The 25,952-nt window shown below is 64.0% G+C and carries 23 protein-coding genes; 15 read left to right on the top strand and 8 right to left on the bottom strand.

Annotated elements, in window-relative coordinates:
* Positions 1–43: 43 nt before the first annotated feature.
* The 3 genes from HF916_RS24815 (at position 44) to HF916_RS24805 (ending at position 2,685) form a co-directional block, all read left to right on the top strand.
* Positions 44–1,003, top strand: a complete 960-nt coding sequence (locus HF916_RS24815; RefSeq protein ID WP_168791414.1) for a hypothetical protein — start codon at positions 44–46, stop codon at positions 1,001–1,003.
* Between the two features lie 159 nt (positions 1,004–1,162).
* The gene (locus HF916_RS24810; RefSeq protein ID WP_012427906.1) at positions 1,163–1,477 is read left to right on the top strand and encodes an antibiotic biosynthesis monooxygenase family protein; all 315 of its coding nucleotides are present in this window, start codon (positions 1,163–1,165) and stop codon (positions 1,475–1,477) included.
* A gap of 200 nt (positions 1,478–1,677) precedes the next feature.
* Positions 1,678–2,685, top strand: a complete 1,008-nt coding sequence (locus HF916_RS24805) for a zinc-dependent alcohol dehydrogenase family protein (RefSeq protein WP_168791413.1) — start codon at positions 1,678–1,680, stop codon at positions 2,683–2,685.
* An 84-nt stretch (positions 2,686–2,769) separates the two neighbouring features.
* Here the strand turns inward: HF916_RS24805 and HF916_RS24800 are convergent, their stop codons facing one another.
* The 3 genes from HF916_RS24800 to HF916_RS24790 form a co-directional block, all read right to left on the bottom strand.
* A complete protein-coding gene (locus tag HF916_RS24800) occupies positions 2,770–3,393 on the bottom strand; it encodes an ABC transporter ATP-binding protein (RefSeq protein ID WP_168791412.1) in 624 nt (207 codons plus the stop codon).
* A 123-nt stretch (positions 3,394–3,516) separates the two neighbouring features.
* Positions 3,517–4,359: a shikimate dehydrogenase family protein gene (locus HF916_RS24795; protein WP_168791411.1), complete on the bottom strand. Its 843-nt coding sequence runs from the start codon at positions 4,357–4,359 to the stop codon at positions 3,517–3,519.
* 152 nt (positions 4,360–4,511) lie between these two features.
* Entirely contained in the window at positions 4,512–5,417 is a 906-nt protein-coding gene (locus HF916_RS24790; protein WP_168791410.1) for an NAD-dependent epimerase/dehydratase family protein, read from the bottom strand.
* Positions 5,418–5,561: 144 nt separating this feature from the next.
* Between HF916_RS24790 and HF916_RS24785 the strand changes: the two genes are divergently transcribed.
* The 7 genes from HF916_RS24785 to HF916_RS24755 all read left to right on the top strand — a co-directional run bounded on the left by HF916_RS24785 (position 5,562) and on the right by HF916_RS24755 (position 14,654).
* Entirely contained in the window at positions 5,562–7,385 is a 1,824-nt protein-coding gene (locus HF916_RS24785; RefSeq protein ID WP_168791409.1) for an FAD-dependent oxidoreductase, read from the top strand.
* Between the two features lie 78 nt (positions 7,386–7,463).
* Positions 7,464–9,272, top strand: a complete 1,809-nt coding sequence (locus HF916_RS24780) for an FAD-dependent oxidoreductase (RefSeq protein WP_168791408.1) — start codon at positions 7,464–7,466, stop codon at positions 9,270–9,272.
* Positions 9,272–9,883 (top strand): NIPSNAP family protein, encoded by a 612-nt coding sequence (locus tag HF916_RS24775; protein WP_168791407.1) that lies wholly within the window; start codon positions 9,272–9,274, stop codon positions 9,881–9,883. Before HF916_RS24780 ends, HF916_RS24775 begins: the two co-directional genes overlap by 1 nt.
* 40 nt (positions 9,884–9,923) lie before the next feature.
* Complete coding sequence (locus HF916_RS24770) at positions 9,924–10,757, top strand: sugar phosphate isomerase/epimerase family protein (RefSeq protein ID WP_168791406.1); 834 nt, start codon at positions 9,924–9,926, stop codon at positions 10,755–10,757.
* Between the two features lie 84 nt (positions 10,758–10,841).
* Complete coding sequence (locus HF916_RS24765) at positions 10,842–12,227, top strand: MFS transporter (RefSeq protein WP_168791405.1); 1,386 nt, start codon at positions 10,842–10,844, stop codon at positions 12,225–12,227.
* Positions 12,228–12,325: 98 nt separating this feature from the next.
* Positions 12,326–13,180 carry an IclR family transcriptional regulator gene (locus HF916_RS24760; protein ID WP_168791404.1) on the top strand — a complete coding sequence of 285 codons (855 nt, stop codon included), beginning with the start codon at positions 12,326–12,328 and terminating at the stop codon, positions 13,178–13,180.
* 154 nt (positions 13,181–13,334) lie between these two features.
* Positions 13,335–14,654: an MFS transporter gene (locus tag HF916_RS24755; protein ID WP_168791403.1), complete on the top strand. Its 1,320-nt coding sequence runs from the start codon at positions 13,335–13,337 to the stop codon at positions 14,652–14,654.
* Here the strand turns inward: HF916_RS24755 and HF916_RS24750 are convergent.
* Entirely contained in the window at positions 14,651–15,691 is a 1,041-nt protein-coding gene (locus tag HF916_RS24750; RefSeq protein WP_168791402.1) for an AraC family transcriptional regulator, read from the bottom strand. The two genes, HF916_RS24755 and HF916_RS24750, sit on opposite strands and share 4 nt — an antisense overlap.
* Before the next feature lie 287 nt (positions 15,692–15,978).
* Between HF916_RS24750 and HF916_RS24745 the strand changes: the two genes are divergently transcribed.
* Positions 15,979–16,281, top strand: a complete 303-nt coding sequence (locus tag HF916_RS24745) for a hypothetical protein (RefSeq protein WP_206001851.1) — start codon at positions 15,979–15,981, stop codon at positions 16,279–16,281.
* A gap of 161 nt (positions 16,282–16,442) precedes the next feature.
* On the opposite strand, the gene HF916_RS24740 is transcribed toward HF916_RS24745, so the two are convergent.
* Positions 16,443–17,468, bottom strand: a complete 1,026-nt coding sequence (locus HF916_RS24740; RefSeq protein ID WP_168791401.1) for an NAD(P)H-dependent flavin oxidoreductase — start codon at positions 17,466–17,468, stop codon at positions 16,443–16,445.
* Positions 17,469–18,000: 532 nt separating this feature from the next.
* Here HF916_RS24740 and HF916_RS24735 point away from each other — a divergent pair.
* Positions 18,001–19,905, top strand: a complete 1,905-nt coding sequence (locus HF916_RS24735) for an ATP-dependent metallopeptidase FtsH/Yme1/Tma family protein (RefSeq protein WP_168791400.1) — start codon at positions 18,001–18,003, stop codon at positions 19,903–19,905.
* An 83-nt stretch (positions 19,906–19,988) separates the two neighbouring features.
* Here HF916_RS24735 and HF916_RS24730 read toward each other — a convergent pair whose 3' ends face one another.
* The 3 genes from HF916_RS24730 to HF916_RS24720 form a co-directional block, all read right to left on the bottom strand.
* Positions 19,989–20,249, bottom strand: a complete 261-nt coding sequence (locus tag HF916_RS24730) for a hypothetical protein (RefSeq protein ID WP_168791399.1) — start codon at positions 20,247–20,249, stop codon at positions 19,989–19,991.
* Positions 20,250–20,337: 88 nt separating this feature from the next.
* Complete coding sequence (locus tag HF916_RS24725; RefSeq protein ID WP_168791398.1) at positions 20,338–21,132, bottom strand: sulfite exporter TauE/SafE family protein; 795 nt, start codon at positions 21,130–21,132, stop codon at positions 20,338–20,340.
* Positions 21,133–21,336: 204 nt separating this feature from the next.
* Positions 21,337–22,530 (bottom strand): acyltransferase family protein, encoded by a 1,194-nt coding sequence (locus HF916_RS24720; RefSeq protein WP_168791397.1) that lies wholly within the window; start codon positions 22,528–22,530, stop codon positions 21,337–21,339.
* A gap of 232 nt (positions 22,531–22,762) precedes the next feature.
* Between HF916_RS24720 and HF916_RS51540 the strand changes: the two genes are divergently transcribed.
* From HF916_RS51540 to HF916_RS24710, 3 genes are all read left to right on the top strand, one after another.
* A complete protein-coding gene (locus tag HF916_RS51540) occupies positions 22,763–22,891 on the top strand; it encodes a hypothetical protein (RefSeq protein WP_277352282.1) in 129 nt (42 codons plus the stop codon).
* A 191-nt stretch (positions 22,892–23,082) separates the two neighbouring features.
* Positions 23,083–24,216: an OpgC domain-containing protein gene (locus HF916_RS24715; protein WP_168791396.1), complete on the top strand. Its 1,134-nt coding sequence runs from the start codon at positions 23,083–23,085 to the stop codon at positions 24,214–24,216.
* Between the two features lie 65 nt (positions 24,217–24,281).
* Complete coding sequence (locus HF916_RS24710) at positions 24,282–25,883, top strand: tannase/feruloyl esterase family alpha/beta hydrolase (protein ID WP_431311412.1); 1,602 nt, start codon at positions 24,282–24,284, stop codon at positions 25,881–25,883.
* Positions 25,884–25,952 lie beyond the last annotated feature (69 nt).

Below are 25,952 nucleotides of genomic sequence, written 5' to 3'. Positions count from 1 at the left end.
GCGTGCGAATTTAAAAATACCTAGATTCCATTAGGAGCCGGGCATGCTAAGAAAAGTAGTCGATCGGGCGAAACAAATCCGACGCAGCGAGGGGTTCAAGCATTCCGTTGCCACACCACGTCGCATCTCACTTCATGCCACACAGCGATTAAACAGGGGAATCTTTGCCATCGAAATTCAGGAGAACTCTGGTTTCTTCTCCGTGATGCAGATGGTCCTGTTTATTCTGATGTATTGCGACGAGAAGTCTCTGACGCCGTGCATCAGTGCACGCGGCGGGCTCTACGGAGATGCTGCGGGAACGATCGACTGGTTCTCGTCCTTCTTCGAGTCCGTGAATGGCAACGCCGCGGCGTCGCGCACGCACAAGGTGAGAAAGTCGACGGTTCGCGATCTGGTCCAGCTAGGGTTTCGTCAACGCTACGAGGCTCAGCTTCAACTCAAGAGCGCCAGCGAACTATTCTTCGCACATTACCGGCCAGCCGGCCATATCGTCGATGAAGTCGATGCGATCTGCGGCAAGCGCGAGATCGGCATGGCCACACTCGGCGCGCATTTCAGAGGCACGGACAAATCGCTGGAAGCCATCCCGGTTTCATGGGGCGATTTCTGCCGCCACGTAGAATCAACACTTGCGGAAAACCCGCACTTGAGCAACGTGTTCGTTTCAAGTGACGAACAGGCGTTTCTCGACTTCTTCGTCGCGTGGCCGTTTTCCAGGCCGGTCAAAGTGGCGCCCGCGAAACTGCTCGCGAGCGGCAATACGCCGATTCATTTCAGCGGTTATCCGGGACTCGAAATCGGCCGTGAAGCGCTGGTCTCCAGTCTGCTGTTGTCCCGGTGCGGGTATGTGGTGAAGACGCCGTCGTATCTGTCGGCATGGTCCAGAATATTCAATCCGTCGCTGCCGGTGAAACTCGTGTCGCCGCCGCGGCCGGACGCATTCTGGTTTCCCGACAGCCGGCTTTGGCTCGAACAGGTGGCGCAGGATAAAGCGGCCTGAACGCGGACGCGATCGGGTTGCCTGGGTGTATCGCAGTCGTGACACGGGTAGGGAGAGTGGCGCGCATATAATGAAAGGCCGCCTGGCGGGTGTGTCGGAACGAGTCGTTCGGGTCCGGCAACACGCCAGATACATCGTGACTGCAAAGAGGCCTTCAGCATGTACATTGCCATGAACCGTTTTAAAGTGACGCCCGGATCCGAAGCCGCCTTCGAACATCTGTGGACCACGCGCGATACGCATCTGAAAGAGGTGCCGGGTTTCGTGGAATTTCATCTTCTGAAGGGTCCGCAGAAGGACGATCACGTTCTCTATTCCAGCCATACGATCTGGAAGGACTACGCGTCCTTCGAAGCGTGGACGAAATCCGATGCCTTTCGCGCCGCGCATCGCAACGCAGGCGGCGACAACCGCGTGCTCTATCTCGGGCATCCGGAATTCGAAGGCTTCGAAGTCATTCAGACCGTCAAATGAATGACCCTCGCGACCGCCCCGTGTCATTCCCGGGCGTCGTGAAGGGACTTCCTCCATTGATAGTGAGCTTTCAGCGAGCGTTTCGCCCACGCCGGCCCGTGCGCGCCCCGACAACGCGCTGAGCAAGCTTGCGGTATTCTTTTGTGAGCATTTCGCCGCGGCGCGCCACGCGCCGGCGCAACTCACAAAGGAACGAAAGCATGAAAGCCGTCAAAATCGGTTCGCCCGCCACCGTCGCCAATCTCCAGGTCGTCGACATCGCCGATCCTGGTCAGCCTGCCGCGGGCCAGATTCGCGTGCGCATTCACGCGAACTCCTTGAACTTTCACGACTATGGCGTGGTGAGCGGCAATCTGCCTGCTGAAGCAGGGCGGATTCCGATGGCGGACGGCGCGGGTGTCGTCGAGGCGGTCGGCGCGGGCGTGTCGGAATTCAAGGCGGGCGATCACGTGGTGTCGTGCTTCTTCCCGTTCTGGGAAAACGGGCCGCCTGCCATCGCCGATTTCACGACCACACCCGGCGACGGCGTCGACGGCTACGCACGCGAAGCCGTCGTGCTGCCGAGCCACTACTTCACGCATGCGCCGCGCGGCTATAGCCACGCCGAGTCCGCAACGTTGACTACAGCCGGGCTGACCGCATGGCGCGCGCTCGTCGTGGACGGCCAGTTGAAGGCCGGCAACACGGTGCTCGTGCTCGGCACCGGCGGCGTGTCGATTTTCGCCTTGCACATCGCCAAAGCGATGGGCGCTTCGGTGATTGCGACGTCTTCATCGGACGCGAAGATCGCCAGGCTTCGCGAACTCGGAGCCGACCACACGATCAACTATCGCGAGAATCCGGAATGGGGCAAGCAGGTCCGCTCGCTGACCGGCGGGCGCGGTGTCGATCATGTGATCGAAGTGGGCGGGCCGGGGACTTTGCCGCAGTCGATCACCGCATGCCGGATCGGCGGTCATATCGCGCTGATCGGTGTGTTGACCGGGCGGGCGGGGCCGGTGCCGACCGTGGCGCTGATGGCGAGGCAGCAGCGCTTGCAAGGCTTGATCGTCGGCAGCCGTCAGGATCAGCGCGATATGATCCGGGCACTTGAAGTGACCGGCATCAAGCCGGTGATCGACAGCACGTTCGAACTGGAGAAACTCGGCGAGGCGTTTGCGCACGAGGAATCCGGCGCTCACTTCGGGAAGATTTGCGTGGCGGTTTAAGCGGTTCGTATGCGCGAGTGAACGCCGGCTTGCCGGTTTCACTCGCGCTGTATATGCCGCTGCCAGGTGGCATGCGAGGGCGTGTCAGTCGCGCTTTCCCAAGTCGGCGAAGTTGACGCTGCGCGCTTCGCATGCATTCGTAAAGACCTCGTCGTAGCTCGAGAAAAACACCGTGCGTGTTTGCGCCAGTGTCTTGAACAGATCGACCAGCACGGTGCGTGCGGCGGCGTCGAGTCCGCCGACGGGTTCATCCGCGATTAGCACCTGGGTGTCGCCGAGCACGGCTGCCGTCAGGAAAAACTTCTTGCGCGTCCCGAACGACATCTGCTCGAAGCGTTTGTCGAGATGCGGCGTGAGGCCGAAGCGGTCCGCGAGCGCCAGCGTGTAGGGGGTGACAGCAGTCTTTCTCGCCGATGCCACCGTGTTCAAATACTCGCGACCGGTCTGATCCGAATAAGGCACGCAGTCTTCGGGCACATAGGTGAGCACGGATTGCGCGGCCAGCGGCGCACTGCGCAGCGAATGGCCGCCGAGCCACACCTCGCCGGTATCGGGCTCGATCGTGCCCGAGAGGATGCCGAGCAACGTCGACTTGCCGCTGCCGGACTCGTCGTTTAATGCGACGCATCCTGATGCCGTGTCGTAATGCAGTGCCTGAAAGATGAGGCGATCGCCGTAGCGCTTGCTGAGGTTTTCGAATCGAAGCATGGTTGGAGCGTGATTCAGGAGAAGACCCGCCGAGTCGAGTCGCGCGACGGGTGTCTTCTACAGGTTGGCGTTGCGCAAGTGTAGCAGCGCGAGCCGTGGACGCTGTGGCGTCCGAAGCTTCACTTACCGATCCGCATCCAGCAAAAACGCCACCATCCGGTCGCACACGCGGCCGAACATTTGCGTGCCCGTCACCGTCGGGCATCCGCGCGCGCGGGCGGCTTCGATCAACGGCGTGAGCGGCGGTTTCGTCACCACATCGCCGACGAACGTCGTGGCCGGCAAACGTGACACGTCGATGGGCAGCGGGTCGTCCGCGCGCATGCCGAGCGGTGATGCATTGACGACGACGTCATACGCATTGGCATCCACGGACGCGGCCACGCTGTGCACTTCACCTTGTCCGAGCGCATTCAATCGGCCGATCAGCGACGCCGTGCGTTCGGCATCGTTATCGCGCACGTCGAGCGACGCCACGCCGCCTTGAACCAGCGCATGTCCGATCGCGGAACCCGCGCCGCCCGCGCCGACCAGCAGCGTGCGTTTGCCGCGCAGATCGCAGCCGGCATCGACGAGCGCCGCGACGAAGCCTGTGCCGTCGAACATGCCGCCATGCCAACTGCCGTCCGCCGTGCGGCGCAACGTGTTGACCGCGCCGAGAAAGCTCGCCTGCTCGGTGAGCGAGCCGCAATACTCGGTGGCGCTGAACTTGTGGGGCACGGTAATGATCACGCCGTCGACATTGCCCATGGGCGTCACGCCCGCAAAAAACGCGGGCAGATCGGCGGGCGCGACGTGCGCGGGGACCACCAGCGCGTCGCGTCCGGCCGCGCGCAAAGCGGCGGTCACGCCGGACGGCGAGCGGACCTGCGCAATCGGGTCACCGACGATGAAAACCACTCGCGTGGCGCCGCTGAGGCCTTCATCCAGCGAGGCGGAAAAAGAAGGGGCGTTGGGTTGCGTCATGTTGCGTGTCTCCAGAGTGTTGCCCGGCTTTCATCTTGCGCGATGCCGGACGATCTTGCTTGAATGTGTTCGGCGCAAACGGGTCGTGGACCGGTTCAAGAATTTTGTGAACTCTAACCTTTTGTGGAATAGTGTTCAACAATAAAATTATTTCACGTCGACAACGTGGGTTGGCGATAAAACGCCACGGTCTGCCGCAATCCTTCATCGAGCGGCGTATGCGGCAGACCGGGCAGCAGTTCCTCAAGCGCTGTATCGACTGGGAACGACGTGGCGATCGGTAACGGCGAGCCGGCCGTGTCGATACATGCGCCCGGCACGATCACACCGATTCGCTCGACGACCTGATCCACCGAAACGATGTCACCTGCCAAGGTGAACACATGCGCGCCGTGCGGCGCTCGCACGAGGGCGGCTTCATAAGCGGCGGCGACATCGTCCGCGAAAACGAGGCCTGTTGAACCAGTGAATGGAATCGTGTACGGCTCGCCGCGCGCCGCTGCGCGGCATGCGAGGCTCGGCCCTGCGCTCGAGCCGGTCTCACGCCCGGCGCCATACACGACGAGCGGCCGGAAACCGACGCTGGCGATGCCGTGGTCGTGCCAGTACGCGCGCGCCGCGCCTTCGCAGGCGAGTTTGAACGCACCGTAAAAGGTCTGCGGAAAAGGCACGGCGCCGTTATCGGGCCCGAAGACGCCCGCGCTGCTGGCGTACAGCACATGCTTCAAACCGGCCGCACGCGCGGCTTCGAAAACGTTGAGCGTGCCGATCAGATTGATTTGCGCGCCGCGCACCGGATCGATTGCGCAGGCCGGCGTGAGCACGCCCGCGAGGTGAATCACCGCGTCGCAGCCGTCCAGTGCGCGCGACACATCGGCTGCATTCGCAATGTCGCCGTTCGCCCATTGCGCCGCCGCGGCCTGCTCAGGCGCGAGCGCTTCCAGCAGGCGCGTATCGGCGCGCAGGTCGAATGCCCGCACGTCGATGCCTTTGCCAAGCAGGCGCCGCATGATCCACGCCCCCAGAAAACCGCTTCCTCCCGTCACCAATACGCGCATCGTCATTCCTCCGTGAATGCAGAAATATTTTGCATTTTCGCATTTGTGGAATAGTATTCCGAAATCAAAGCAAATTCTACAGATGTCGACGAACTGCGACGAACTATCCGTCGCGGGCCCAGACAAGGAGCAAAGGAGCAGGTCATGGTGGAGACACTCAGCGGTTTGCAGCAGAACGAAACATTCGACGTCGTGGTGATCGGCGCCGGCGGAGCAGGGATGTCGGCGGCACTGTTCGCCGCCATCGAAGGCGCGCGCGTGTTGCTGGTGGAAAGCACCGAATACGTGGGCGGGACGACGGCTTATTCGGCCGGCACCACATGGATTCCCGATTCGATGCACGGCCCGTCCGTCAATCCGGACGACAGCCGCGCCAATGCCGAAGCTTTTCTGCGCCGCACGGTGGGAGAGCGCAGCAGCGAGGCGCTGCGTCGCGCGTTTCTGGCAGCCGGCCCGCAGGCCGTCGCGCATATCGAGGCGAATTCGGACGTGAAGTACCGGGCGCGCCCGTTTCATCCGGATTATCTGTCGGAGATCGAAGGCTCGACTTTGCGCGGCCGCGCGCTGGAGCCGCTCGCCTTCGACGGCCGCAAGCTCGGCAAGCACTTCGCGCTGATCCGTCCGCCAATCCCGGAGTTCACGGTGCTCGGCGGCATGATGGTGGATCGCGACGACGTCGGTCATTTGCTCGGCATGGCGAAGTCGCTCAAGTCCTTGCGCCATGCCGTGAAGCTGCTCGCACGCCACGCCCGCGACCGCATGAGCTGGCCGCGCGGCACGCGTCTCGTGATGGGCAATGCGCTGATCGGCCGTTTGCTTTATTCGCTGCTGGCTCGCAACGTCTCCGTGCTGGTGAGCGCGAAACTCGAAGTGCTGCGCACCGGCGCGAACGGTAGTGTCGACGGTATCACGCTGAGCCAGAACGGCCAGCGGCGTCAAATCGCGGTGACAGGTGGCGTGATTCTCGCAAGCGGCGGTTTCAACCGGCATCCGCAACGGCGCGGCGCGATGCTGCCGGGCGTCGATCCGAGCTGGTGTCCCGGCGCACCGGGGCACACCGGCAGCGCGCACGATCTGGCGCTCGCCGTCGGCGCACGTTATGGCGAAGGCGCGTTAAGCAACGCGTTCTGGGCGCCGGTCTCCGTGCGCAAGCGCAAGGACGGCACGACCGCGGTGTTCCCTCACTTTCTGATGGATCGCGGCAAGCCCGGCATGGTGGTCGTCAATCAGGCAGGCAAGCGCTTCCTCAACGAAAACACTTCGTATCACCTGTTCGGTATCGCGATGCAGGCGGCGCACCGCCAGTCGCCGTGCGTGCCCGCGTATCTCGTCACGGATGCCGAAGGCTTGCGCAAATATGGTCTCGGCATGGTGCGTCCTGGCGGCAAAGGCCTCGACCCATTTCTCGCCGACGGCTATCTGACGCGCGCCGATACGCTCGATGAACTCGCGGGCAAGCTGGGCATCGACCCGCGCGGATTGGCCGATAGCGTCGCGCGCATCAACGAATACGCGCAGACCGGCGTCGATGCGGATTTTCAGCGCGGCACGACCGACTATCAGCGCGCCAACGGCGACGCGAACTGGCCGGGGCCGAATCCTTGCCTCGGGCCAATCGGCCGCGCGCCGTTTTACGCGGTGCGGCTTTATCCCGGCGACATCGGCGCGGCGACCGGGCTGGTCAGCGATCAACACGCCCGCGTGCTGCGCCGCGACGATCAGCCGATCGGCGGCCTGTACGCGTGCGGCAACGACATGCAATCGGTGATGGGCGGCGTGTATCCCGGTCCCGGCATCACGTTGGGGCCAGGCCTCGCGTTTGCCTATCTCGCCGGACGTGACGCGGCTTCGCGCGCCAAAACCGCTTCGACTTCAAGGGTTTCGTCTGCATCGTTCGGGTCGGCTTGCACAAGCCCTCAACTGGCCAAAGAAAAATCCTCTGACGAACCAGGGCTCAGCCTGGTTTGAATGAAGTTGCAAAATGGAATAGTATTCAACAAATGAGATCGAAAACGGTCTCCTCCCAACCGACGAAGCGAATTGGCAATGAAGCGTGATCCGATCCTCGAATGTGATGTACTGGTGCTGGGTTCCGGCGCGGGCGGTCTCTCGACCGCGGTCACCGCCGCGACGCGCGGACTGCGTGTGATGGTGGCGGAAAAAGCCGCGGTGTTCGGCGGCACGACCGCATGGTCGGGCGGCTGGATGTGGATTCCCGGCAACCCGCTCGCAACGCGCGCAGGTATTGTCGAGGAGCCCGAAGCATCGCGTACGTATCTGCGCAACGAACTCGGCGCGCACTTCGATGCGGACAAGGTCGACGCGTTGCTCGACTACGGCCCGGAGATGATCGAGTTCTTCGAACGCAATACGTCGATGCGTTTCGCCGACGGCAACCGCATTCCCGATTTCCATACCACGCCCGGTGCCGTGACCGGTGGCCGCTCGGTGTGCGCGATGCCGTTCGACGGCCGCGAACTCGGGCCGCTGATCAAGCGGTTGCGTGAGCCGCTCGGCGTGGTCACGCTCAAAGGCATGGCGATCGGTTCAGGGCAGGACCTCGCGCATTTCTTCAACGCCACGCGTTCGCTGCGCTCCGCATGGCATGTGCTGCGCAGACTCGCTGCGTTCGCGGGCCACAAGCTGCGCTATGGCCGCTCCATGAATCTGGTGAACGGCAATGCGCTGGTCGCGCGACTGCTCAAATCGGCGGCCGATCTCGACGTCGATCTGCGCACGAACGCGAAGGCCGTTGCGTTGCTGCGCGAAGCGGGCCGCGTGGTCGGGGCGCGTGTCGAGATCGACGGCGTGGCGCATGAGGTGCGCGCCGCGCGCGGCGTGGTGCTGGCTTGCGGCGGTTATCCGCACGACCTCGCGCGCCGCGCGCAAACGTTCGCTTATACGCCGTCGGGACGCGAGCACTGGTCTGCCGCGCCGCTCACCAATACCGGCGACGGCATTCGTCTCGGCGAATCGATCGGCGGCCACTTCGATGCATCGCTCGAAACGCCTGCCGCCTGGGCGCCGGTCTCGCTCGTGCCGCAAGGCAACGGGCGTGCGGACGTCGCGTTTCCGCATCTGATCGAGCGTGCGAAGCCGGGTGTGATCGCGGTGACGCGCGCAGGGCGCCGCTTCGTCAACGAAGCGTCTTCGTATCACGATTTCGTCAGCGCGCTGATCGGCACCACGCCTGCCGGCGAGGAAGTCTGCGCGTGGCTGGTTTGCGACCATCGTTTCCAGCGCCGCTACGGGCTGGGTTTCTCGAAGCCGTTTCCGTTTCCCACTGCACCGTATCGCCGCTCGGGCTATCTGAAGCGCGCGAACAGTCTTGCTGAACTGGCCGCGCAATGCGGCATCGATCGACAAGGATTGGAGAGCACGGTGGCGGCCTACAACAGCTACGCAAAGGATGGCTTCGACCCGCAGTTCCACAAGGGCTCGACACCGTACAACCGCGTGCAGGGCGACGCGCGGCACGCGCCGAGCCCGTGCCTCGCGCCGATCGAGAACGGGCCGTTCTATGCGATCAAGCTGCTGCCTGGCAGCCTCGGCACGTTCGCGGGGCTCGCCACCGACGCCACCGCTCGTGTACTCGATCACGCGGGCCAGGCCGTGGCGGGCCTCTACGCAGTCGGCAACGACAGCGCCAGCATGATGGGCGGCTGTTATCCGAGCGGCGGCATCACGCTCGGCCCGGCGATGACTTTTGGTTATCTCGCGGGCCTTTCCATCGCCGGCGAAGCTCGAGCCGCTGACGCCACTCGCAGCGCGAATGACGCACCAGCAGCGCCGGCCACGAACACCACGAACACCACGAACACGAACACCACCATCCAGCCACAAGGACACATGTAATGACACTCTACGACGTAGTGACACTGACGGTGAAGATCGGCGCGAACGCGCAGGTTTTCGAAAGCATTCAGGCGAGCGGCGATCAGCCGGGTTCGAAGCTGCTCGGCTGCTGGTATTCGGATATCGGCGCGCTCGGCCAGGTGCTGGTGCTGCGCGGCTTCGATTCGGAAGCCGCGTTGATCACGGAGCGCAAGCGCATGCTGCTCGAAGGCAACCCGTTCGGCTGCGGCGAATTCGTCACGGACGTGAAGATCGACAGCTATTCGCTGTTCCCGTTTCTGCCGCCGATCGAACCGGCCGTATACGGCGGCATCTACGAGATGCGTGTTTATGGCACCAAGCTCGCGAGCCTGCAGCACACCATCGACGCGTGGGAGAAAGCGGTGCCCGAGCGCACGCAGCGTTCGCCGCTCGTCGGCGCGATGTATTCGCTCGATGGCAACGTGCCGCGTTTTCTCAACATCTGGCCGTATGCGAGCGTCGACGAACGCTCGCGGATTCGCGCCGAAGCGGTAAAGGACGGCATCTGGCCGCCCAAAGGCGGCCCCGCGCATCTGACCACCATGGAGTCGACGATCTGCGTGCCGGCGCCGTTCTCGCCGCTGCGCTGAACGCGCAACGGCAGAGATGAATTCGAACTCAGGAAACGACATGACCCAGCACAATTCCCGGGCGCTCTCGCTGTCGGCGTTGACGGTGCTAGAACTGAGCCCGCCGCGGATGGTGGAATGTGCCGCGCAGGCGGGCTACGGCTTCGTCGGACTGCGCTTGCTACCCGCCACCGATCACGAAGTACGCCACGAGATCATCGGTCCGACGCCGTTGAAGCGCGAGACGCTTGCGTGTTTGCGCGACACCGGCGTCAAGGTGCTCGATGTCGAGATTCTGCGGCTCAGGCCCGATACCGATGTGGCCGCGTACAAGCCGATGCTCGATACCGCTGCAGAACTCGGCGCGCGCTACGTGCTGGTTGCGGGCAATGATCCCGACGAAGCGCGCACCGCGGAGCGTCTTGCGCAACTCTGCGATCTCGCCGCGCCGCTCGGCCTGTCGCCTTCCATTGAACCGATGCCGTGGACCGACGTGAAGGACATCACGCAAGGCGCGCGCATCGTCAAGGCGGCGGCGCGGCGCAATACCGGCCTGATCGTCGATCCGATTCACTTCGACCGCGCGGGTTCATCGACCGATGCCTTGCGTGCGTTGCCACGCGAGTATTTCGGCTACGTACAGTTTTGCGATGCACCGGCCGCGCGTCCCACCGACCTCGACACGCTGCTCTACCAGGCGCGTTGCGAGCGTCTGATTCCGGGCGAAGGCGGCATCGACCTCGGCGGCATTCTGCGCGCGCTGCCGGATCATTTGCCGATCAGCGTCGAAGTGCCGACTCAACGGTGGGCTCAAACCACACCCGCAGTGGAGCGCGCCCGCAAGCTGCGCGAGGCGACGCTCGCCGTACTCGAACGGACCTATGCAATGACGTAGTCCGCTTCATCTTCTTTCGCGCCGGTCCTGGCACCGGCGGCTCAATCGATAACGATAACAATAACAACTGTCCGGAGACACCTGATGGAACCTTCAATCAAGGCGCCGCGGAAACCCGCGTCCGCTTCGCGCGTCATCGACGTGCAGCAGTTGCTCGACGAACAACCCGTCGGGCGCTTTCAGATTCTCGTGTTGGTGATGTGCATGTTCATCGTCACGCTCGACGGACTCGACACCGTGATGGTCGGTTTCATCGCGCCGGCATTATCGAGCGCGTGGGCGATTCCGCGCGATGCGCTCGGCCCGGTGATGAGCGGCGGCCTGCTCGGCCTCGCGTTCGGCGCGCTGTGCGCCGGGCCGCTCGCGGACCGCTTCGGCCGCAAGACGGTGATGACGGGCGCGGTGCTGTTCTTCGGCATCTGGAGTCTCGGCTCCGCCTTCGCGAGCAACATCAGCGAACTCACGGTGCTGCGCTTTCTCACCGGTCTCGGTCTCGGCGCATCCATGCCCAACGCCGCCACGCTGATGGCCGAATACGCGCCGCAACGCTGCCGCGCGCTGATGGTGACGACGGTGTTCTGCGGCTTCACGCTCGGCGCGGCCGGCGGCGGCTTCGTGAGCGCATGGCTGATCGCGTCGCACGGCTGGCATTCGGTGCTGATTCTCGGTGGCGTCTTGCCGATTCTCTACGTGCCGCTAATGATCAAATGGCTGCCCGAATCCGCGCGCTTCCTCGCGCTCAAGGAAACGCGCCGCGCACGGCTCGTGACGGTGATGAACCGCCTCGAACCCGATAGCGCCGATCAGACCACGCGCTTCGTCGCGCATGAAACGCCGCAGCGCGAACGCAACCCGATCCGTTTGATCCTGTCGCGCGACTACGCGTTCGGCACGGTGATGCTGTGGGTCTGCTACTTCGCCGGCTTGCTGACGGTGTATCTGCTCGGCAGCTGGCTGCCGACGCTGATTCGCGGCGCCGGCTTCACGCTTGCCGAAGCGGCGGTGGTCGGCGCGCTTTTTCAGGCGGGCGGCACCATCGGCTCGCTCGCGATCGGTTGGCAGATGGACCGCTTCAATCCGCATCGCGCGCTCGGCGCGACGGTGTTCATGGGCGGCGTGCTGGCCTGGTACATGGGTTTGCCCGGCCACGGCATCACCGCGATCAGCGTGCTGGCGTTCGGCATGGGCTACTGCATGAACGGCTCCAACACGGGATTCTGCGCGTTGGCCGCAGGCTCCTATCCGACCCGCATGCGCGCCACCGGCACGAGCTGGATGCTCGGCATCGGCCGCTTCGGCGGGATTGCCGGGGCGATGCTGGGCGCCGGCATGTTGCACGCGAACTGGGGCTTCGGCCAGGTGTTCACGTCGCTCGCGTTGCCGGCGGCGGTGGGCGCGGCGGCGGTGCTGCTCAAGGGCGCGCGCCATCGCGGGCCGGTGCTGCAGGTCAGCGCGGGCATCGGACACTGAGATCAGCGGAATTTCAGCGGCGCCAAACGAAGGCGCCCTTGAGTTCCGATATGGAATCGTGTTCTCATTCGGTATCGAAATCGAATTGAGAGTGCAACATGGCGGGGAATCTGGAGCGGGCGCTGGCCATCATCGAATTGCTGGCGAAGCAGGGCGGCAGCATGCAGCTGGCCGCCATCGCCGATACGCTGAATATTCCGCGCAGCGGCACGCATCGGCTGCTGGCCGAGTTGAGCGATGAGGGCTACGTGCGTCAGGACGAGCATGGCGAATACGTGCTGGCGCTGAAGTTGGTGTCGCTCGCGCTGATGTGGCTGTCCACCGGCGGCGTGCTGGATATTTCGCAGCCGGTGCTCGACCGGCTGGCGGCGGCGTCGGGCGAACTGGCGCGGCTGGGGGTGGTGGAGGACGATCACATTACCTTCGTCGGCAAGGCGCAGGGCGCCAAATCCGGCTTGCGCTACGACCCGGACATGGGCAGCCAGCCGCCGCTGCACTGCACCGCGAGCGGCCAGGCGTGGCTCGCCACCATGAGCGACGAAGAAGCGCTCGAACTCGTGTCGCGTCAGGGCGGCATCGGCAAGGCCGGCCCGCGCGGTCCGAAGGCGCCGAAAACGATCCAGCAGTTCCTGCAGGACCTGGCGGGCGCGCGCAAGCGCGGCTATGGCGTCGCGAGTGAAACCTACGAAGCGGGCATGACCTCGATGGCGGCGGCGATCCGCCATCCGTTGACCGGGTTGGTGGTGGGGATCGTGAGTCTCGCGGGCCCGACCAGCCGTTTGCCGGAAGCGCGCCTGAAGGAGCTGGCGCCGCCCTTGCTCGAAGCCGCGTCGGATATGGGCGCGGCCACCATGAGTTCGCCGTATTTCAAACGCAGTTTGCGCGTGGCGCCGGTGGCGGCCGCGGTGCAGCCGGTCGAGCCAAAGCGCAAGGGACGGCCGCGGGCCGCTTGAGTTGCTTGCTGCTTGCTGGCACGCGTAAGTCTGTGCAAGACCGAGGGTCCGGACACGCGGAGTTGCACCGCGCCTGGCCGTTAAGCTAAACAAGCGGCTCGCGTTTCTTCCATAACCTTCCTGAATACCTCGACGAGTTCGTCGACAGCCACTCATGCACACTGCTGCCGGCAAAGCGGCCCCGCTGTCCCGCGCCGAACTCACGCGCATCGTCGTCGCCATCGTGATCGGCAATGGTTTTGTCGCCTACGACTTCACTGTCTACAGCTTCTCGGCCGTCGTGATCGGCAATCTGTTCTTTCCGTCGCACAATCCGACGTCGTCGCTGTTGCTGTCGCTCGCCACCTTCGGCGCGGGCTTCGTGATGCGCCCGCTCGGCGCGATCATGATCGGCCACATTGCCGACAGCCGTGGCCGTAAAGCCGGCCTCACCGTGTCGCTCGGCTTGATGACGCTCGGCACGTGGCTGATCGCCTGCCTGCCGGGCTATGCGTCGATCGGTCCGGCGGCGACCGTGCTGATGGTGCTCGCGCGCCTGATGCAAGGGCTCGCTGCGGGCGGCGAGATCGGCCCGGCGTCGGCCTCGCTGATGGAGTCGGCCGGCTACCGGCACCGCTGTTTCATGGTGAGCTGGCGCGGCGCCAGTCAGGGCGCGGCCGCTTTCGCCGCCGCGCTGGTCGGGGCGGGCACCACGGCGCTGCTATCGCCCGCCGCCATGCACGACTGGGGCTGGCGGATTCCGTTTGTGCTGGGCGGCTTGATTGGCCCGGTCGGCTGGTATCTGCGCCGCCGCATGCCGGCGGCCGCGCCGCAAGAGCGCACGCGGCTCAGCCCGCGGCGGGTGTTCGCGGAGCATGCGCGCCCGCTCGTCTGCGGCATTCTGATGATGGCCGCGCCTTCGGTGAGCATCTACGTCACCGTGTTCTACATGCCGGCCTATCTGGTGCGTACCTTGCACCGGCCGCCGACGATCAGTCTTTTGACGGCGTGCCTCTCGGGCGTCGTGATTCTCGTCGTCACGCCGCTGATCGCGCGCGCGGCCGACCGGCTCGCGAGCCGCAAGACGCTGCAGTACGCGTCGCTTCTCGCATCGCTGGCGACAGCGTGGCCCGCTTTCTGGGCGCTGACCCACGGTGCGGGCGATCTCGCGGCGCTCGTCATCATCACGGCTTATGTGGCGCTCGCGGTGAACGGTGCCGGCGCCGCCTCGGTGCTGATGATGGAAGCGTTTCCAGTTCACCGGCGCGCGGCCGGACTGTCGGTGATCTACAGCTTCGGCGTGGTCCTGTTCGGCGGATTTTCACCGTTTCTCGTGACGTGGCTCATCAACCGGACAGGCGATCCGATGATCCCGGCGTGGTATCTGATGGGCGCCACCGCGCTGACGCTGATCGCGCTGAAGGTGTTCCCGGAAGCGGAACCCGAGCCGGGCGCGCGCTGCGAGCGCGTCGCAGTCGCCTGCCTGAAGCGCTAGGCCGCGTTGCGCAACTGCTGCAGGTCGAAGGCGCAGGCACGCATGTCCTGCGGGCTCATGTCGAAGGCGCGGCGAAACGCGCGGGTGAAGTCGGACGCGCTTTGAAAGCCGAGGCCAAAAGCGATTTCCGCGACCTGCAGATGCGGATAACGGACTAGTTCGTCCGCCGCCTCGCGCAAACGACGGTTGCGGATATACGCGCCGAGACCGCCTTCGTGCTCGAACCAGCGATAGATCGTCGCGCGCTTCAGTTGCAGCGCGTGAACCACGCCGGTCGGCGTGAGGTCGCCCTGGTGCAGATTGGCCTCGATATAGCGGCGTACCCGGCCCATGACCGCGGCCTGCAGCGCGGCGCGGCCCGCGCCGTTCAGGCGCGCCTCCTTGCGAAACGCGGCCACCAGCAACTGCGTGCCCGCCTGCAGGGCATCGATCGCGCTGGCCGGATCGAGCCGCGCAATGTCGCGGGCGAGCGCCGTCATGTGATCCAGCACGACGCCGGTCAACGGCGAGCCTTGCTGGACGATGCGGCCGTGAATCGCCGCGCCGTCGCGCAACGCCTCGTCCACCACCGCGGCCGGTACGAACAGGCTCAGAAGGCGGCTGTCGGGGCGCTCGGCGCGAAACGGCTGGTTCAGATCGAACGCGACGATGCCTTGCACCGAACCCGGCGCGCTGCGCTTTTTGTGCATGCCGGTGACGTGGCCGACTTCTCCTTCCACGAAGAGCTGAAACACGTAATCGCGCCGCGAGTCGGTGGATACGCGGGCTACCGAGCGCTCCAGCAGCATCGAATCGGTACGGCAGTCGGTAAAAACCATGCCGCCGACCGCGTATAAATCGATTTCGCCGCGAAATCCCCCGGCAAGCTGCGCTTTCGAGGGCGGCGCGTCGACTACATGGCCCACGCGCCGGCGCCAGGCAAGGAATTGTTTGTCGGGTGCCAGTCCGTGCGTGCTGAAACGGCTCGTCGACATGGCGGAGTGCGAATCGGCCGCGGCGGCCGCGGCCAGATGGTGCGGCAGGGTACGCTGGTTCATTAAATCGGTTGCTGCGAGCGAGAAATGTGTCGGCGGGGCGCGGCGTGCATACGGGTATTTCGCGCGCCGCCGTCCAAATTTGAGACGGACGGTCAAGCCTAACAAAAAAGCGGCATTAATGTTGCGTGATTAGATGCAGATCGTTTTCGCTGACGGCGCGGCAGGCATTCGACCGCCGCCCCCAATGGGAATCGCAACTGCGCGCAGAAACAGCGCCGATCCGTTACGCGCGCTGCAAGGGTGCGAGGTTCACGCTTTGCCGGCAGGCAATTCACGGGGTATCAACGATGAGCGGCACGAACATGCAACCGACCGCGCAACGCGGCGCTCGGCGTCCGGCCAGTCTGGTGGACAGCCAGTTGCAACATCTCGAGAACGTGGTGGAGTACCTGACGCGTGGGGACGCGTCAGGCGGGCTATATCCCCTCGACCACGAGTACTGGGAAAAACGCATCCGGGCGCTGGAAGAGACTTACGAGCTGATTGCCAGCCAGCGGCACCGCCTGACGAGACTTTCCGAAAGACTCGCGAGCGAAGCGCAAATGGCGCAGACGGCGCGGATTGCGCTGAAGCCGCGCACGGCCGCTTGAGTCTGTCGGCGCACAGGAATACGAGAACCGGATTTTAGTCGAGGGGACCAGATCGATGTAGGCCGGTATCGCTAATAAAAGCAGCAGAACCTGAGAGAGCAAATCGGCGATGATGCGAACGGGCCCGAAGAGGCCCGTCGCACATCCCCAACGCTTGAGTGTCAATGCACACCTGCGGCGCGGACCCGCGCCGCAGCGACCGCCGCCTCGTTCATGAGCCGGTCGATGACTTCCGCCACCGGCGCGCACCGCTCGACCAGCGCCGACGATTCCCCCGCGAACAACGCCATTTTTTCCAGATCGCCCACCGTATCGCGTAGCGGGGAGATCGTGCTGAATTTGTAGATCGGCCCTTGGTCGTCGTGCGCAATTTCTTCGCGCGGCAACACGTGCGGATGATTGCCGAACAGATGATCGCCGGCCTCGCGCGTCACGCTGTTCGCCAGCACGCGTACCGGCGAACCGGGTGGCCAGTTGATCGCGTAGATGTCGGTGTGCACGGTGTCGCCCGCCTGGGCATCGACGATCCTTTGCTTGTGATAGTCGTGGGCGAAAGACTCATGCGTCGCGACGAATAGCGTGCCGCAATGAATGCCCGCCGCGCCGAGCGCAAGCGCGGCAATCAGCCCGGCGCCGGTCGCGAAGCCGCCGGAGGCCACCACCGGCACGTGCAAACGCTGCGTGAGTTCCGGCAGCAGCGCCATGATGCCGATGCGCCCACGCACGTGGCCGCCGGCTTCCACGCCTTGCGCGATGACCGCGTCCACGCCGGCCTGCTGCGCGGCGAGCGCCTCGTCGAGCGAGCCGACCTGCCAGAGGACGAGCGCGCCGGCATCTTTAGCGCGTTTCACCACGTCGGGCATGACGTCCCAGAAGAAGCACATGACCGGCACCTGCGCCGCGCGGCACACGTCGAGTTGCGCATCGAGCAGCGTGGGCTCCGTCCGGAAAGGAATGAGATTGACGCCGAACGGCCGGTTCGTCGTCGCGCGCACGGCGGCGATCTCGCACTCGATCACTTCCGGCGCTTCTCCAACCATGCCGAGCAGGCCGAAGCCGCCGGCTTCAGAAACGGCGACCACCAACTCGGCGCGCGCCGGGCCGCCCATTCCAGCTGAAATGACGGGGTGCCGACAACCGAGCAAACGGGTCAGCGCTGTATCGAACACCGGCGTGTCGTCGTGCATGGCAGTCCTCCCATCGTGTCGCGTGGCGGTGATGCACAGGATTGTGCGACTCGCCGCATCGAACCTGCATCCACGGCGGTCTTTTTAGAGTAGATGCAGACAAGCGCGGCGGCAGTGGGTATTTTTCGTCGGAGGATAAGCGAACGCGACGCGAGGATATTCAGTAATTCTGACCGATTTTAAATAGGGAGCGGTTAATAGTCGGTAGGTAGAATACGCAATGAATTTAGCGCTGCTAGACTGTGCGCCGGAGCAGTCTGTTACCCGCAATGCACACAGCGCTCGCTCCCCAAAATCCGGCGGCTCGAAAACGCCGGGTACACGGTAGAACTAGGCCTTTTCTGCGATTTGGACGAAGCGGCAGCACGGCATACTGGCCGTGTGAACGTCGTTAAAAGGGACGTATGGTTGGCTGTCCTTTCTTCCGGTCATGCATGGTGTCGCATCAGTCGATCCCCCTCCGCCAACCTCTGCCTATCTGAACTTTGACAAGTATCAGGGCTCGCTTTGGGCCCGTTTTTGGAAGTGACTCATGAAGCCGGGAAACAATTCGCTTGGTAAAAGACGCACACGCAAGATCACCATCTCGGTGGTGGCGGCGCTTATCGCAGTGCTGCTCGCATTCGGCGTGTGGCATTACCAGCAGCGCGCGGCACAGGTCGCGCCGGCGCTGACCGGCGTCGCGAGCCAGATGCGTCAGGATTCCTCGGCATGGACGCACGAAGAGAAAGACGCCTCGCAAATGTTGCGCGATATTCACGACGCCAAGGTTGCCGCGATCGGCGTGAGTCCCAACGCGATTCTGATCTCGAAGCGCGACGGCACGAAATACTTCGTCACCGACCACAACGCGACCTTCTCGCATGCGCTGCTACTCGGCGAACCGAAGGCCGACGAGGCCGCCGCGTATCAACTCGTCTGGCTTCCCGATGCGGATATTCAAACCGGCGGCTCGCGCTGGATCCAGGTGTTCGACCAGGTACGCGACGCCATCAGCGTGTTGTTGCCGTTGTTGCTGATCGGCGGCATGGTGTGGTTCATGCGCCGCGAAATGCGCGGCGGCGCCACGCTGCTCGCCAGGGCGCCCGCCCTGCGTTTCGACGACGTGATCGGCGCGGGCGAAGCGAAGGCGGCGCTCGCGGACATTCGCGGCTATCTGTCCGACCCGAAGCAATTCACGTCGATGGGCGTGCGCGCGCCGTGCGGCATTCTGATGGTGGGCGGCCCCGGCGTCGGCAAGACGCGGCTTGCCCAGGCGCTGGCCGGCGAGTGCGGCGCGAACTTCATCTCGATCACGGGCAGCTATTTCAGCGCGAAGTACTATGGCGTCGGCATCCAGAAGGTCAAGCATCTGTTCGAACTGGCGCGCAAGAATGCGCCCACGGTGATCTTCATCGACGAAGCCGACGGGCTCGCCAAGCGCACGGATACGGGCAGCGGTCCGGTCGAAGCCGAGAGCAATCGCATCATCAATCAACTGCTGGCGGAAATGGACGGCTTCGCTTCGAACGAAGGCGTCATCATTGTCGCGGCGACCAATCACCCCGACAATCTGGACGAGGCATTGCGCCGGCCGGGCCGGTTCGATCGCACCGTGCAGGTCCGGTTGCCCGACCGCGAAGACCGCGCAAAGATTTTCCGTTTCTACGCGGAGAAGTTGAAGTCGAAATCCGCGGACATCGACTACGATCAGTTGGCGCGCCTGACCACGGGTCTGTCGCCGGCAACGGTCGCGATGGTGGTGAATCAGGCGGGGCTCGTCGCGCGAAAAGCGGGCGATACCGAAATCACCTCGAAGCATTTCATGGAAGCGATCAAGATTGCGCGCATCGGCGACGTGAGCGGCGCCGAGCGCGCGCTGAGCGAAGACGAACGCACGCGTATCGCCGTGCACGAAGCGGGGCATGGTCTCGTCGCCGCGGTGCTGGGCACGGGCGTGCTGGAAGAGGTCACGATTCTGCCGCGCGGCGGTGCACTCGGCGTCGCGCTGATCACGAAAGCGCAGGACAAGCATTTGTATCGCGAGACCGAGATCCGCAACGAAATCCAGGTGTTGCTTGGCGGCCGCAACGCGGAAATTCTGACGTTCTCCGAAGCATCGAGCGGCGCCGCTTCGGATTTGCAGGAAGCGTCGCGCATCAGCCTCGACATGGTGTCGAAATTCGGCTTCAACAGGGACGGCGATCTGTTCAGCCTCGCGGCGCTGCCGTCGCAGTACGCGGGTCTGCAAATGAAGAGCGCGATCGAGCACGCGAATGTGCTGCTCAAGGAACTGAACGAACTGTGCTACAGCTTGCTGCATGCGTACGAGCCGGTGCTGCGCGCGATTGCGGACGAACTGCTCGAGCAGGAAACCGTGCCCGGAGAGACCGTGTATCGGTTGATCAGGGAACACAGGAGCGCACTGAAGATCGTTCACGAGCCGGAAGCGGCTTGAACCGATGATCGACTGATTACCTCGATCGCAATCAAGGGGCGGCGCCAGTAATGGCGCCGCTTTTTTTTATTGCCCGGCGCTAGCTACGCGAAATCCGATGGGCCGGGCTCCGGGACGCCCGGAGGCGTTTCGGTGTCGCCCAATGTCTCACCATCGGCGTCGTCAGCGGGCGGCGGCGTTTCGCCTTTTTTCGGCAGCGGTTGATCGAGGCCCGGTTCGACCGGCGTAGGGATTGCATCGCCGATCGGCTTGGAAACCTCGGTGGGCGGCCTGCCGGGGTCTTCTTCGGGCTGGCGCGCGGGCTCGTGCTCTTGCTCGTTCGGGGAATTGGCCATGGTTGCCACGACGGGCTCTCCGGTTGATTGGGGTACACCATTGCGCAGCAATGCGCGTACCACGGCCCATGTCGAACGCGCGTTAACGATGCAAACCTTATAAGACCCCGGATTTCCAGATCATCTGCGCGGCGGCGGCCACTACGAACACCAGCACCAGGATCCGGAATGCGCCGGGCGGCAAGCGGTCGCGCAAGGGCCGCACCAGCAGCATGCCCGCGATCACCGGCACGCTCGCGCAGGCGGAGATGGCCAAGTCGGTCCAACTGGCATGCGCTCCGCCGCTGAATGTCGCGACGAGCGTGATGATCGACACCACCAGAATGATGGCGATCTGCTTCGTGAACGCTTTGCCCGTCGCGCCGGTGGCGATCAGATACATCGCGAGCAAGGGGCCCGGCACTGACGCAATACTCTCCATGAGCGCCGCGCCGAATCCCAGCACGAACCCCGCCGGCTTGGCCCACGTCGGCGAGAGCGTCAGCCGCGGGGAGGCCAGCAAGAGCACTGCCGCGATCATCAGCAAGGCGCCGGCGGCCGCTTGCGTGCGATGCGGCGCCAGCGAAATCAATACGGTCACGCCGACGATGTTGCCGATCACCGTGCCGATCAGCGGCGCAGCGATGCGCCTGACCGTCGGCAGGAGTTCGCCGCCTTCGAGCGCCTGCGGGATATTGCCGAGAATGATCGGCATCGACAGCAGAAGAACCGCTTCCTTGATCGGCAGGAATTGGCTGAGGATCGGCATCGCCACGAGCGGCACGCCGATGCTGACCACGCCCTTGACCATTCCGCCCAGCAGGAGCGCGGCAACGATGCCGAGCAACGCGTAGAGGTTGAGCGCCTGCAGGCCCGCGCCAAGAACACCGCCGGCGAAAGTGAAATGAGACATGGTTGGAAAGCGTGTTGGAAACCGCGAGCCGGCCGCGCGGGTCGGATCGACCGGACAGCGCGCGGGCGGTGGCTTGTTGTTATCGTTCGGCCAGTTCGGTGTCCGCGTGTCACGCAAGATCGGAAGCAGCCGGCTCAGTGAGGCCGCATGATACCGTGCCCTCACTTGCGCCGCATGCAGGCAAAACGTAATGCGTGCGTGGCGTCAGACCGCGTCCGATGCGGCGCTCTCATTCCTCGACGAATGCTTGGCTCGCTCACGACGCGAGGGCAACGTCGCCGCCGTGTACGCCGAAGCGGGCGTCGTGGCCGTCGCCGGCGCACGCCGCGTCTTCAAACGAAGGATCGGCTGTTCGATCAGCCGCCAGGACAGCATCGCCATCCCGAGCGAAATGACAAACGACCCGGCGATGCCCGCGACGTGCGCCCACACGGGCACCGTGCCGCCGAAAAGCGCCGCGGCGTGATGGTTGCGAGTCAGATCCGGGATCAGGTTGTGATAGAGGTAAAAGCCATAGCTGATTCGCCCGAAGCTCACCAGCCACCCCGTTTCGAGCAGGCCGATCACGACGGCGTTGCGGCAGCAGGCAATCGAACACACCAGCGCCGCGATGCACACGCCGTACGAGGCACTGACCGCGGTGAACAGCAGTGGACTGTCCACCTCGCTCCACATCGGCTCAGTCGCGCAGAAGCCCACGAGCGCGAGACTCAGCGCGAAGAGCGTCACGCCGTGCCCGAGCCGTGCCCGCAAACGGCTCTCTTGCCCCGCGATCATCAAGCCGCCGATGCCACCCAACGCCAGCAACCAGAAGTTCGTCAGCGGGTGGGTGTAAATGGTGATTTCCTGCCAATGCGCCGCGCGCATGGCGAGCATCGAAGCGAGCCCAGCCGCGACGATCGCGAGACACACCGCGCGATGCCGGCGCGCGGCAAGCAGCAGCAGGAGCGGCGCGAACACGAGATAAAACTGCTCTTCGATCGCGAGGCTCCACAAATGCGAGTAACGCCCCGGCCAATAATGCAGCACGGAGCCGATCCAGATGTTCGACAGATAGGCGAAATGAAACGGCATGCCGCTCGCCAGTTCGGGACTCGCCATGCCGAACGCCATCAGCGCACCCATCACCACCAGCATCAGGTAGTAAATCGGAAAAATGCGCAGGGTCCGGCGAAACAGAAAGCGCCTCAATTCAGCGCCGAATCGACTGGCGCCGCTCTCAATGCGCGTGCGTTGCGCGGAAAGAATACCGATGATCAGAAAACCGCTCAGCGCGAAAAAGATCCATACGCCGAGATGGCCGATCTCGCCGATGTCGCCGAACAGGCGGTGCTGAAAAAATACCATCAGGACTGCGATCGCGCGCAATCCGTCGAAGCCGGCAATTCTGTTGTTCATGTGGTCGTCTTCCAGTGCGAAGGCGGCGCGCGTAGCGCAGCCGTTCTGGGCGGTAATGGAAGGACCGGCGCGCATCGGTGACGCTCAGGTCGGCCGTGGCGAATAGAAGGCGTCGCAATGACGCTCGGCGTGCCGGCCGATCGCGGATCGGCCGGCCGCGTGTCCGGTCCACATGAGTGGCCGCCGTCGAAAGGTGGCATCGCGCGAAACGCGCGAGGTCCGACGGGCGTGCATGAAACCATCCTACGATGAAAAAAAGCAAAAAAAATCGCCCATCGCATTCAGTGATTTATTTTCCGCGCTCATTACCGATCGCACGCGCGCCCGGCGAATTAAAGCCGCAAATCTTGCCGCGAACTGAATATGTGATGACTCATTATTACCGCATGCCGACAACCGAATTTCAAATCGCCGCCACGTGATTTGAAATTAGAGGCAGGTTGTCAGCGCACGCCGCTGGACCGCGCAGCCTCGCTGGGAACGTTTTATTGTCATGGTGTTTCTACGAAAAACGACGCGCGGCATGCGTGCGCCTATCCTGCGAGAACCTGAATGGAAACCCGTCGCGGCCGCCCCGGAGGCAGTCCCCTTGGAGGACGCTCGATCGAAGTGGACTTCTTTCGCGGCGTCGTGCTGATCGTCATCGTGCTGGATCATATTCCCGGCAGCACGCTGTCGCATCTGATGCTGCATGCCTATGCGTTGTGCGATTCAGCGGAAGTGTTCGTGTTTCTCGGCGGCTATGCATCGGCGGCGGCTTACACCACCGTGCTCGCGGGCCGCGGCGAGAGCGCGGCGAAGATGCGCTTTGTCAGGCGCTGCTGGGAAATCTACCGCGCCTATCTGTTGACGGCGGTATTGACGCTGCTGTCCGGCGCCATTCTCGCGACGCTGAATCTGAACCGTCCCATGGTCGACCTGACCGGCTGGCTGCCTTTTGCGGTTCAGCCGCTGCGCGAAGCTTTCGATATCATGCTGCTGCGGCGCCAGCCTTATCTGTCGAGTGTGTTGCCCATGTACGTGATTTTCGCGCTGTGCGTGCCGTTCGCGGTGCCGCTGGCGCGGCGTTCGTCGCTCATGGCGCTGAGCCTGAGCTTGCTGATCTGGGCGCTGGCCAGGCCGTTGGCCGCATTATTCAGCATTGACGACGTGGCCGACTGGGCTTTTAATCCGTTTGCATGGCAACTGATGTTCGTGCTCGGGATTCTCTGCCGGGTGCAGCCCATCAGCGAGCGCTTTCACGCAAGCCGTACCGCGCGCTGGTTCACGCGGGTCGCGGTGGTCGCGGTGCTGGCGTTCGCTATCGTCAAACTTGTCGTGCTGACGCAACCCTTGCCGGGCACGTATAAACAGAATCTTTCTCCTGACCGCGTGATCAACTTCATCGTCATTGCCTGGCTCGCCGCGCGATTCGTGCGCATGGGTAGTATTGCGTGGCTCGCGCGGCGGCTGCCTGCCGTGGTCACCGTCGGCCGCACGGGGCTCGTGTGTTTCGTTGCGGGCACACTGGTTTCCCTGATCGTCGATACGGCAACGCCGCATGCGTTTCATGGCTTTGGCGGCGTGCTGATCGGACTGGGCGGCGATCTCGTCGCTATCGGCGCCGTGCTGATGATCGCGCGCGGCTGGAACGGCTGGAAAGGGCAGAAGTCAACTGCGGTCGCCAATGGCGCGGGTTACGGATGAGGTCGCGTCGGCGCCGTGCGCGTGTCCCGCGAGATTCGCGCGCGGTCATTCACGTTATCGGCGCGATGTTGTGGCTTGCCGCTCAGCCGGCGCTCGCCGCTTCCCAGGAGGCGCCGCTCGCGATGCGCTGCGCGGAATTGGCGGGCGCCGTCCTGCAACCCGAACTCATTGCCTTGCCCACTGCCGGCGTGCAGATCGAAAGCGCGGCGATGGTGAGCGCCACCGCGCCCGGCAATCAGCAGGGCGGCGAGTATTGCCGCATCACCGGCCGTATCAAAGGGTTCAAGGCCACCACGCCCGATATCCGTTTCGATCTGAACTTGCCGCGCCGCTGGAACGGCCGTGCGCTGCAGATCGGCGGCGGCGGTTATAACGGCGTGGTGGTGAGCGGCACCGGCGTAATGCCGTTTTCGCCGAACCGCGCGCCGCTCGCGCAAGGCTACGCGACGTTCGGCGACGATTCGGGGCACGTCGGCGATTCATCGGTGGCGGTATTCGGCCTCGTCGACGAGGCGGTCACGAACTTCGGCTTTGCGCATCTAAAGAAAACGCACGATGCCGCGCTTGCGCTGATTGCCCGCGCATACGGCCGGCCGCCGCAACGCATGTATTTCGCCGGCGGCTCGACCGGCGGCCGCGAAGGCTACACCGTGATGCAGCGCTATCCCGACGACTACGACGGCGTGATCGCCAATTCGCCCGCGCTCAATTTTTCCGGCGTGCGCCTGCTTGGCGTGAAACTCGGCCAGGCGGAATACAACACGCCCGGCGGCTTCATTCCACCGTTGCTGCTCGAACACGTCTATCAACGGACGCTCGCCGCGTGCGACCGGCTCGACGGCGCGGCGGACGGCATCGTCAGCGATGTCGCCGCATGCCGCGAACACGAAACGGAGATTGTCGACTCGCTGCGCTGCAGCGGACGCACGCCTTCGCACGATGAATGCCTCACGAACACGCAGCTTTCCACCTTGCTCGTGATGCGCGACGGGCTCTCGTTGCCTTACCGTCTGGCGTGGGATGTCAACGGCTATAGCGGCTACAACGTTTTTCAGGGTACGCGTCTGGCCGGTCTGCTTGGCCTCGCGCATCAGCCGGAGCGCTTGCCGGTGCCGACGTTTTTCGCCAACGGCTACCTGTTCGCGCAAGGCGACGGCTACATCCGCTACTTCGTCACGCGGGACACCGGCTTCGACTCGCTCAGGTTCGACCCGCAACACCCCGGTAAATATCGCGCGCAACTGGTCGCGCTGTCACAGACGATCGGCGCGATGAACCCCGACCTCATGCGCTACATCGCGCGCGGCGGCAAGCTCATCACGCTGCAGGGCCTCGCCGACGAAGTCATCAGCCCGAACCAGACCATCGCCTATTACGACACGCTGGTCGACCGGTTCGGCATCGACCAGGTCAATGGTTTCATGCGCTTGTACATGGTGCCGGGATTCCAGCACGGCAGCGGTGTGTTCATCCCATCGGTCGATCTGCTGGGCGCGCTCGACAACTGGGTGACGCGGGGGGCATCGCCCGAGACGCTGACGGCGACCGATATCGCGGCGGCGACTAACGGGCGCTCACGTCCGCTGTGCCGCTATCCGCTGTTTCCGCGCTACATCGGCAAGGGCAATGTGAATCTCGCCAGCAGTTTTGTTTGCGCGGAGCCGTGACCGGTAGTTCTTGAAAGAATGCCTCGCAAGTGGAAAGACTCGCATGCGTGATTCGGGACCCTGGCGGAT

This window comes from Paraburkholderia aromaticivorans (assembly GCF_012689525.1).
Classification (GTDB): domain Bacteria; phylum Pseudomonadota; class Gammaproteobacteria; order Burkholderiales; family Burkholderiaceae; genus Paraburkholderia; species Paraburkholderia aromaticivorans_A.
Note: the sequence above shows the minus strand (reverse complement) of the source record. Positions and strands in the feature narration are given on the sequence as shown.

Bases quoted from the DNA above. Each gene is read 5' to 3' on its own strand.
- HF916_RS24720 (WP_168791397.1), bottom strand. From the start codon at position 22,530: ATGAACAACAGAATTGCCGGCTTCGACGGATTGCGCGCGATCGCAGTC.
- HF916_RS24760 (WP_168791404.1), top strand. From the start codon at position 12,326: ATGGCGGGGAATCTGGAGCGGGCGCTGGCCATCATCGAATTGCTGGCG.
- HF916_RS24710 (WP_431311412.1), top strand. From the start codon at position 24,282: ATGTTGTGGCTTGCCGCTCAGCCGGCGCTCGCCGCTTCCCAGGAGGCG.
- HF916_RS24795 (WP_168791411.1), bottom strand. From the start codon at position 4,359: ATGACGCAACCCAACGCCCCTTCTTTTTCCGCCTCGCTGGATGAAGGC.
- HF916_RS24765 (WP_168791405.1), top strand. From the start codon at position 10,842: ATGGAACCTTCAATCAAGGCGCCGCGGAAACCCGCGTCCGCTTCGCGC.
- HF916_RS24725 (WP_168791398.1), bottom strand. From the start codon at position 21,132: ATGTCTCATTTCACTTTCGCCGGCGGTGTTCTTGGCGCGGGCCTGCAG.
- HF916_RS24775 (WP_168791407.1), top strand. From the start codon at position 9,272: ATGACACTCTACGACGTAGTGACACTGACGGTGAAGATCGGCGCGAAC.
- HF916_RS51540 (WP_277352282.1), top strand. From the start codon at position 22,763: ATGAAACCATCCTACGATGAAAAAAAGCAAAAAAAATCGCCCATCGCA.
- HF916_RS24715 (WP_168791396.1), top strand. From the start codon at position 23,083: ATGGAAACCCGTCGCGGCCGCCCCGGAGGCAGTCCCCTTGGAGGACGC.
- HF916_RS24780 (WP_168791408.1), top strand. From the start codon at position 7,464: ATGAAGCGTGATCCGATCCTCGAATGTGATGTACTGGTGCTGGGTTCC.
- HF916_RS24750 (WP_168791402.1), bottom strand. From the start codon at position 15,691: ATGAACCAGCGTACCCTGCCGCACCATCTGGCCGCGGCCGCCGCGGCC.
- HF916_RS24755 (WP_168791403.1), top strand. From the start codon at position 13,335: ATGCACACTGCTGCCGGCAAAGCGGCCCCGCTGTCCCGCGCCGAACTC.
- HF916_RS24745 (WP_206001851.1), top strand. From the start codon at position 15,979: ATGAGCGGCACGAACATGCAACCGACCGCGCAACGCGGCGCTCGGCGT.
- HF916_RS24740 (WP_168791401.1), bottom strand. From the start codon at position 17,468: ATGCACGACGACACGCCGGTGTTCGATACAGCGCTGACCCGTTTGCTC.
- HF916_RS24785 (WP_168791409.1), top strand. From the start codon at position 5,562: ATGGTGGAGACACTCAGCGGTTTGCAGCAGAACGAAACATTCGACGTC.
- HF916_RS24810 (WP_012427906.1), top strand. From the start codon at position 1,163: ATGTACATTGCCATGAACCGTTTTAAAGTGACGCCCGGATCCGAAGCC.
- HF916_RS24800 (WP_168791412.1), bottom strand. From the start codon at position 3,393: ATGCTTCGATTCGAAAACCTCAGCAAGCGCTACGGCGATCGCCTCATC.
- HF916_RS24735 (WP_168791400.1), top strand. From the start codon at position 18,001: ATGAAGCCGGGAAACAATTCGCTTGGTAAAAGACGCACACGCAAGATC.
- HF916_RS24815 (WP_168791414.1), top strand. From the start codon at position 44: ATGCTAAGAAAAGTAGTCGATCGGGCGAAACAAATCCGACGCAGCGAG.
- HF916_RS24770 (WP_168791406.1), top strand. From the start codon at position 9,924: ATGACCCAGCACAATTCCCGGGCGCTCTCGCTGTCGGCGTTGACGGTG.
- HF916_RS24790 (WP_168791410.1), bottom strand. From the start codon at position 5,417: ATGCGCGTATTGGTGACGGGAGGAAGCGGTTTTCTGGGGGCGTGGATC.
- HF916_RS24805 (WP_168791413.1), top strand. From the start codon at position 1,678: ATGAAAGCCGTCAAAATCGGTTCGCCCGCCACCGTCGCCAATCTCCAG.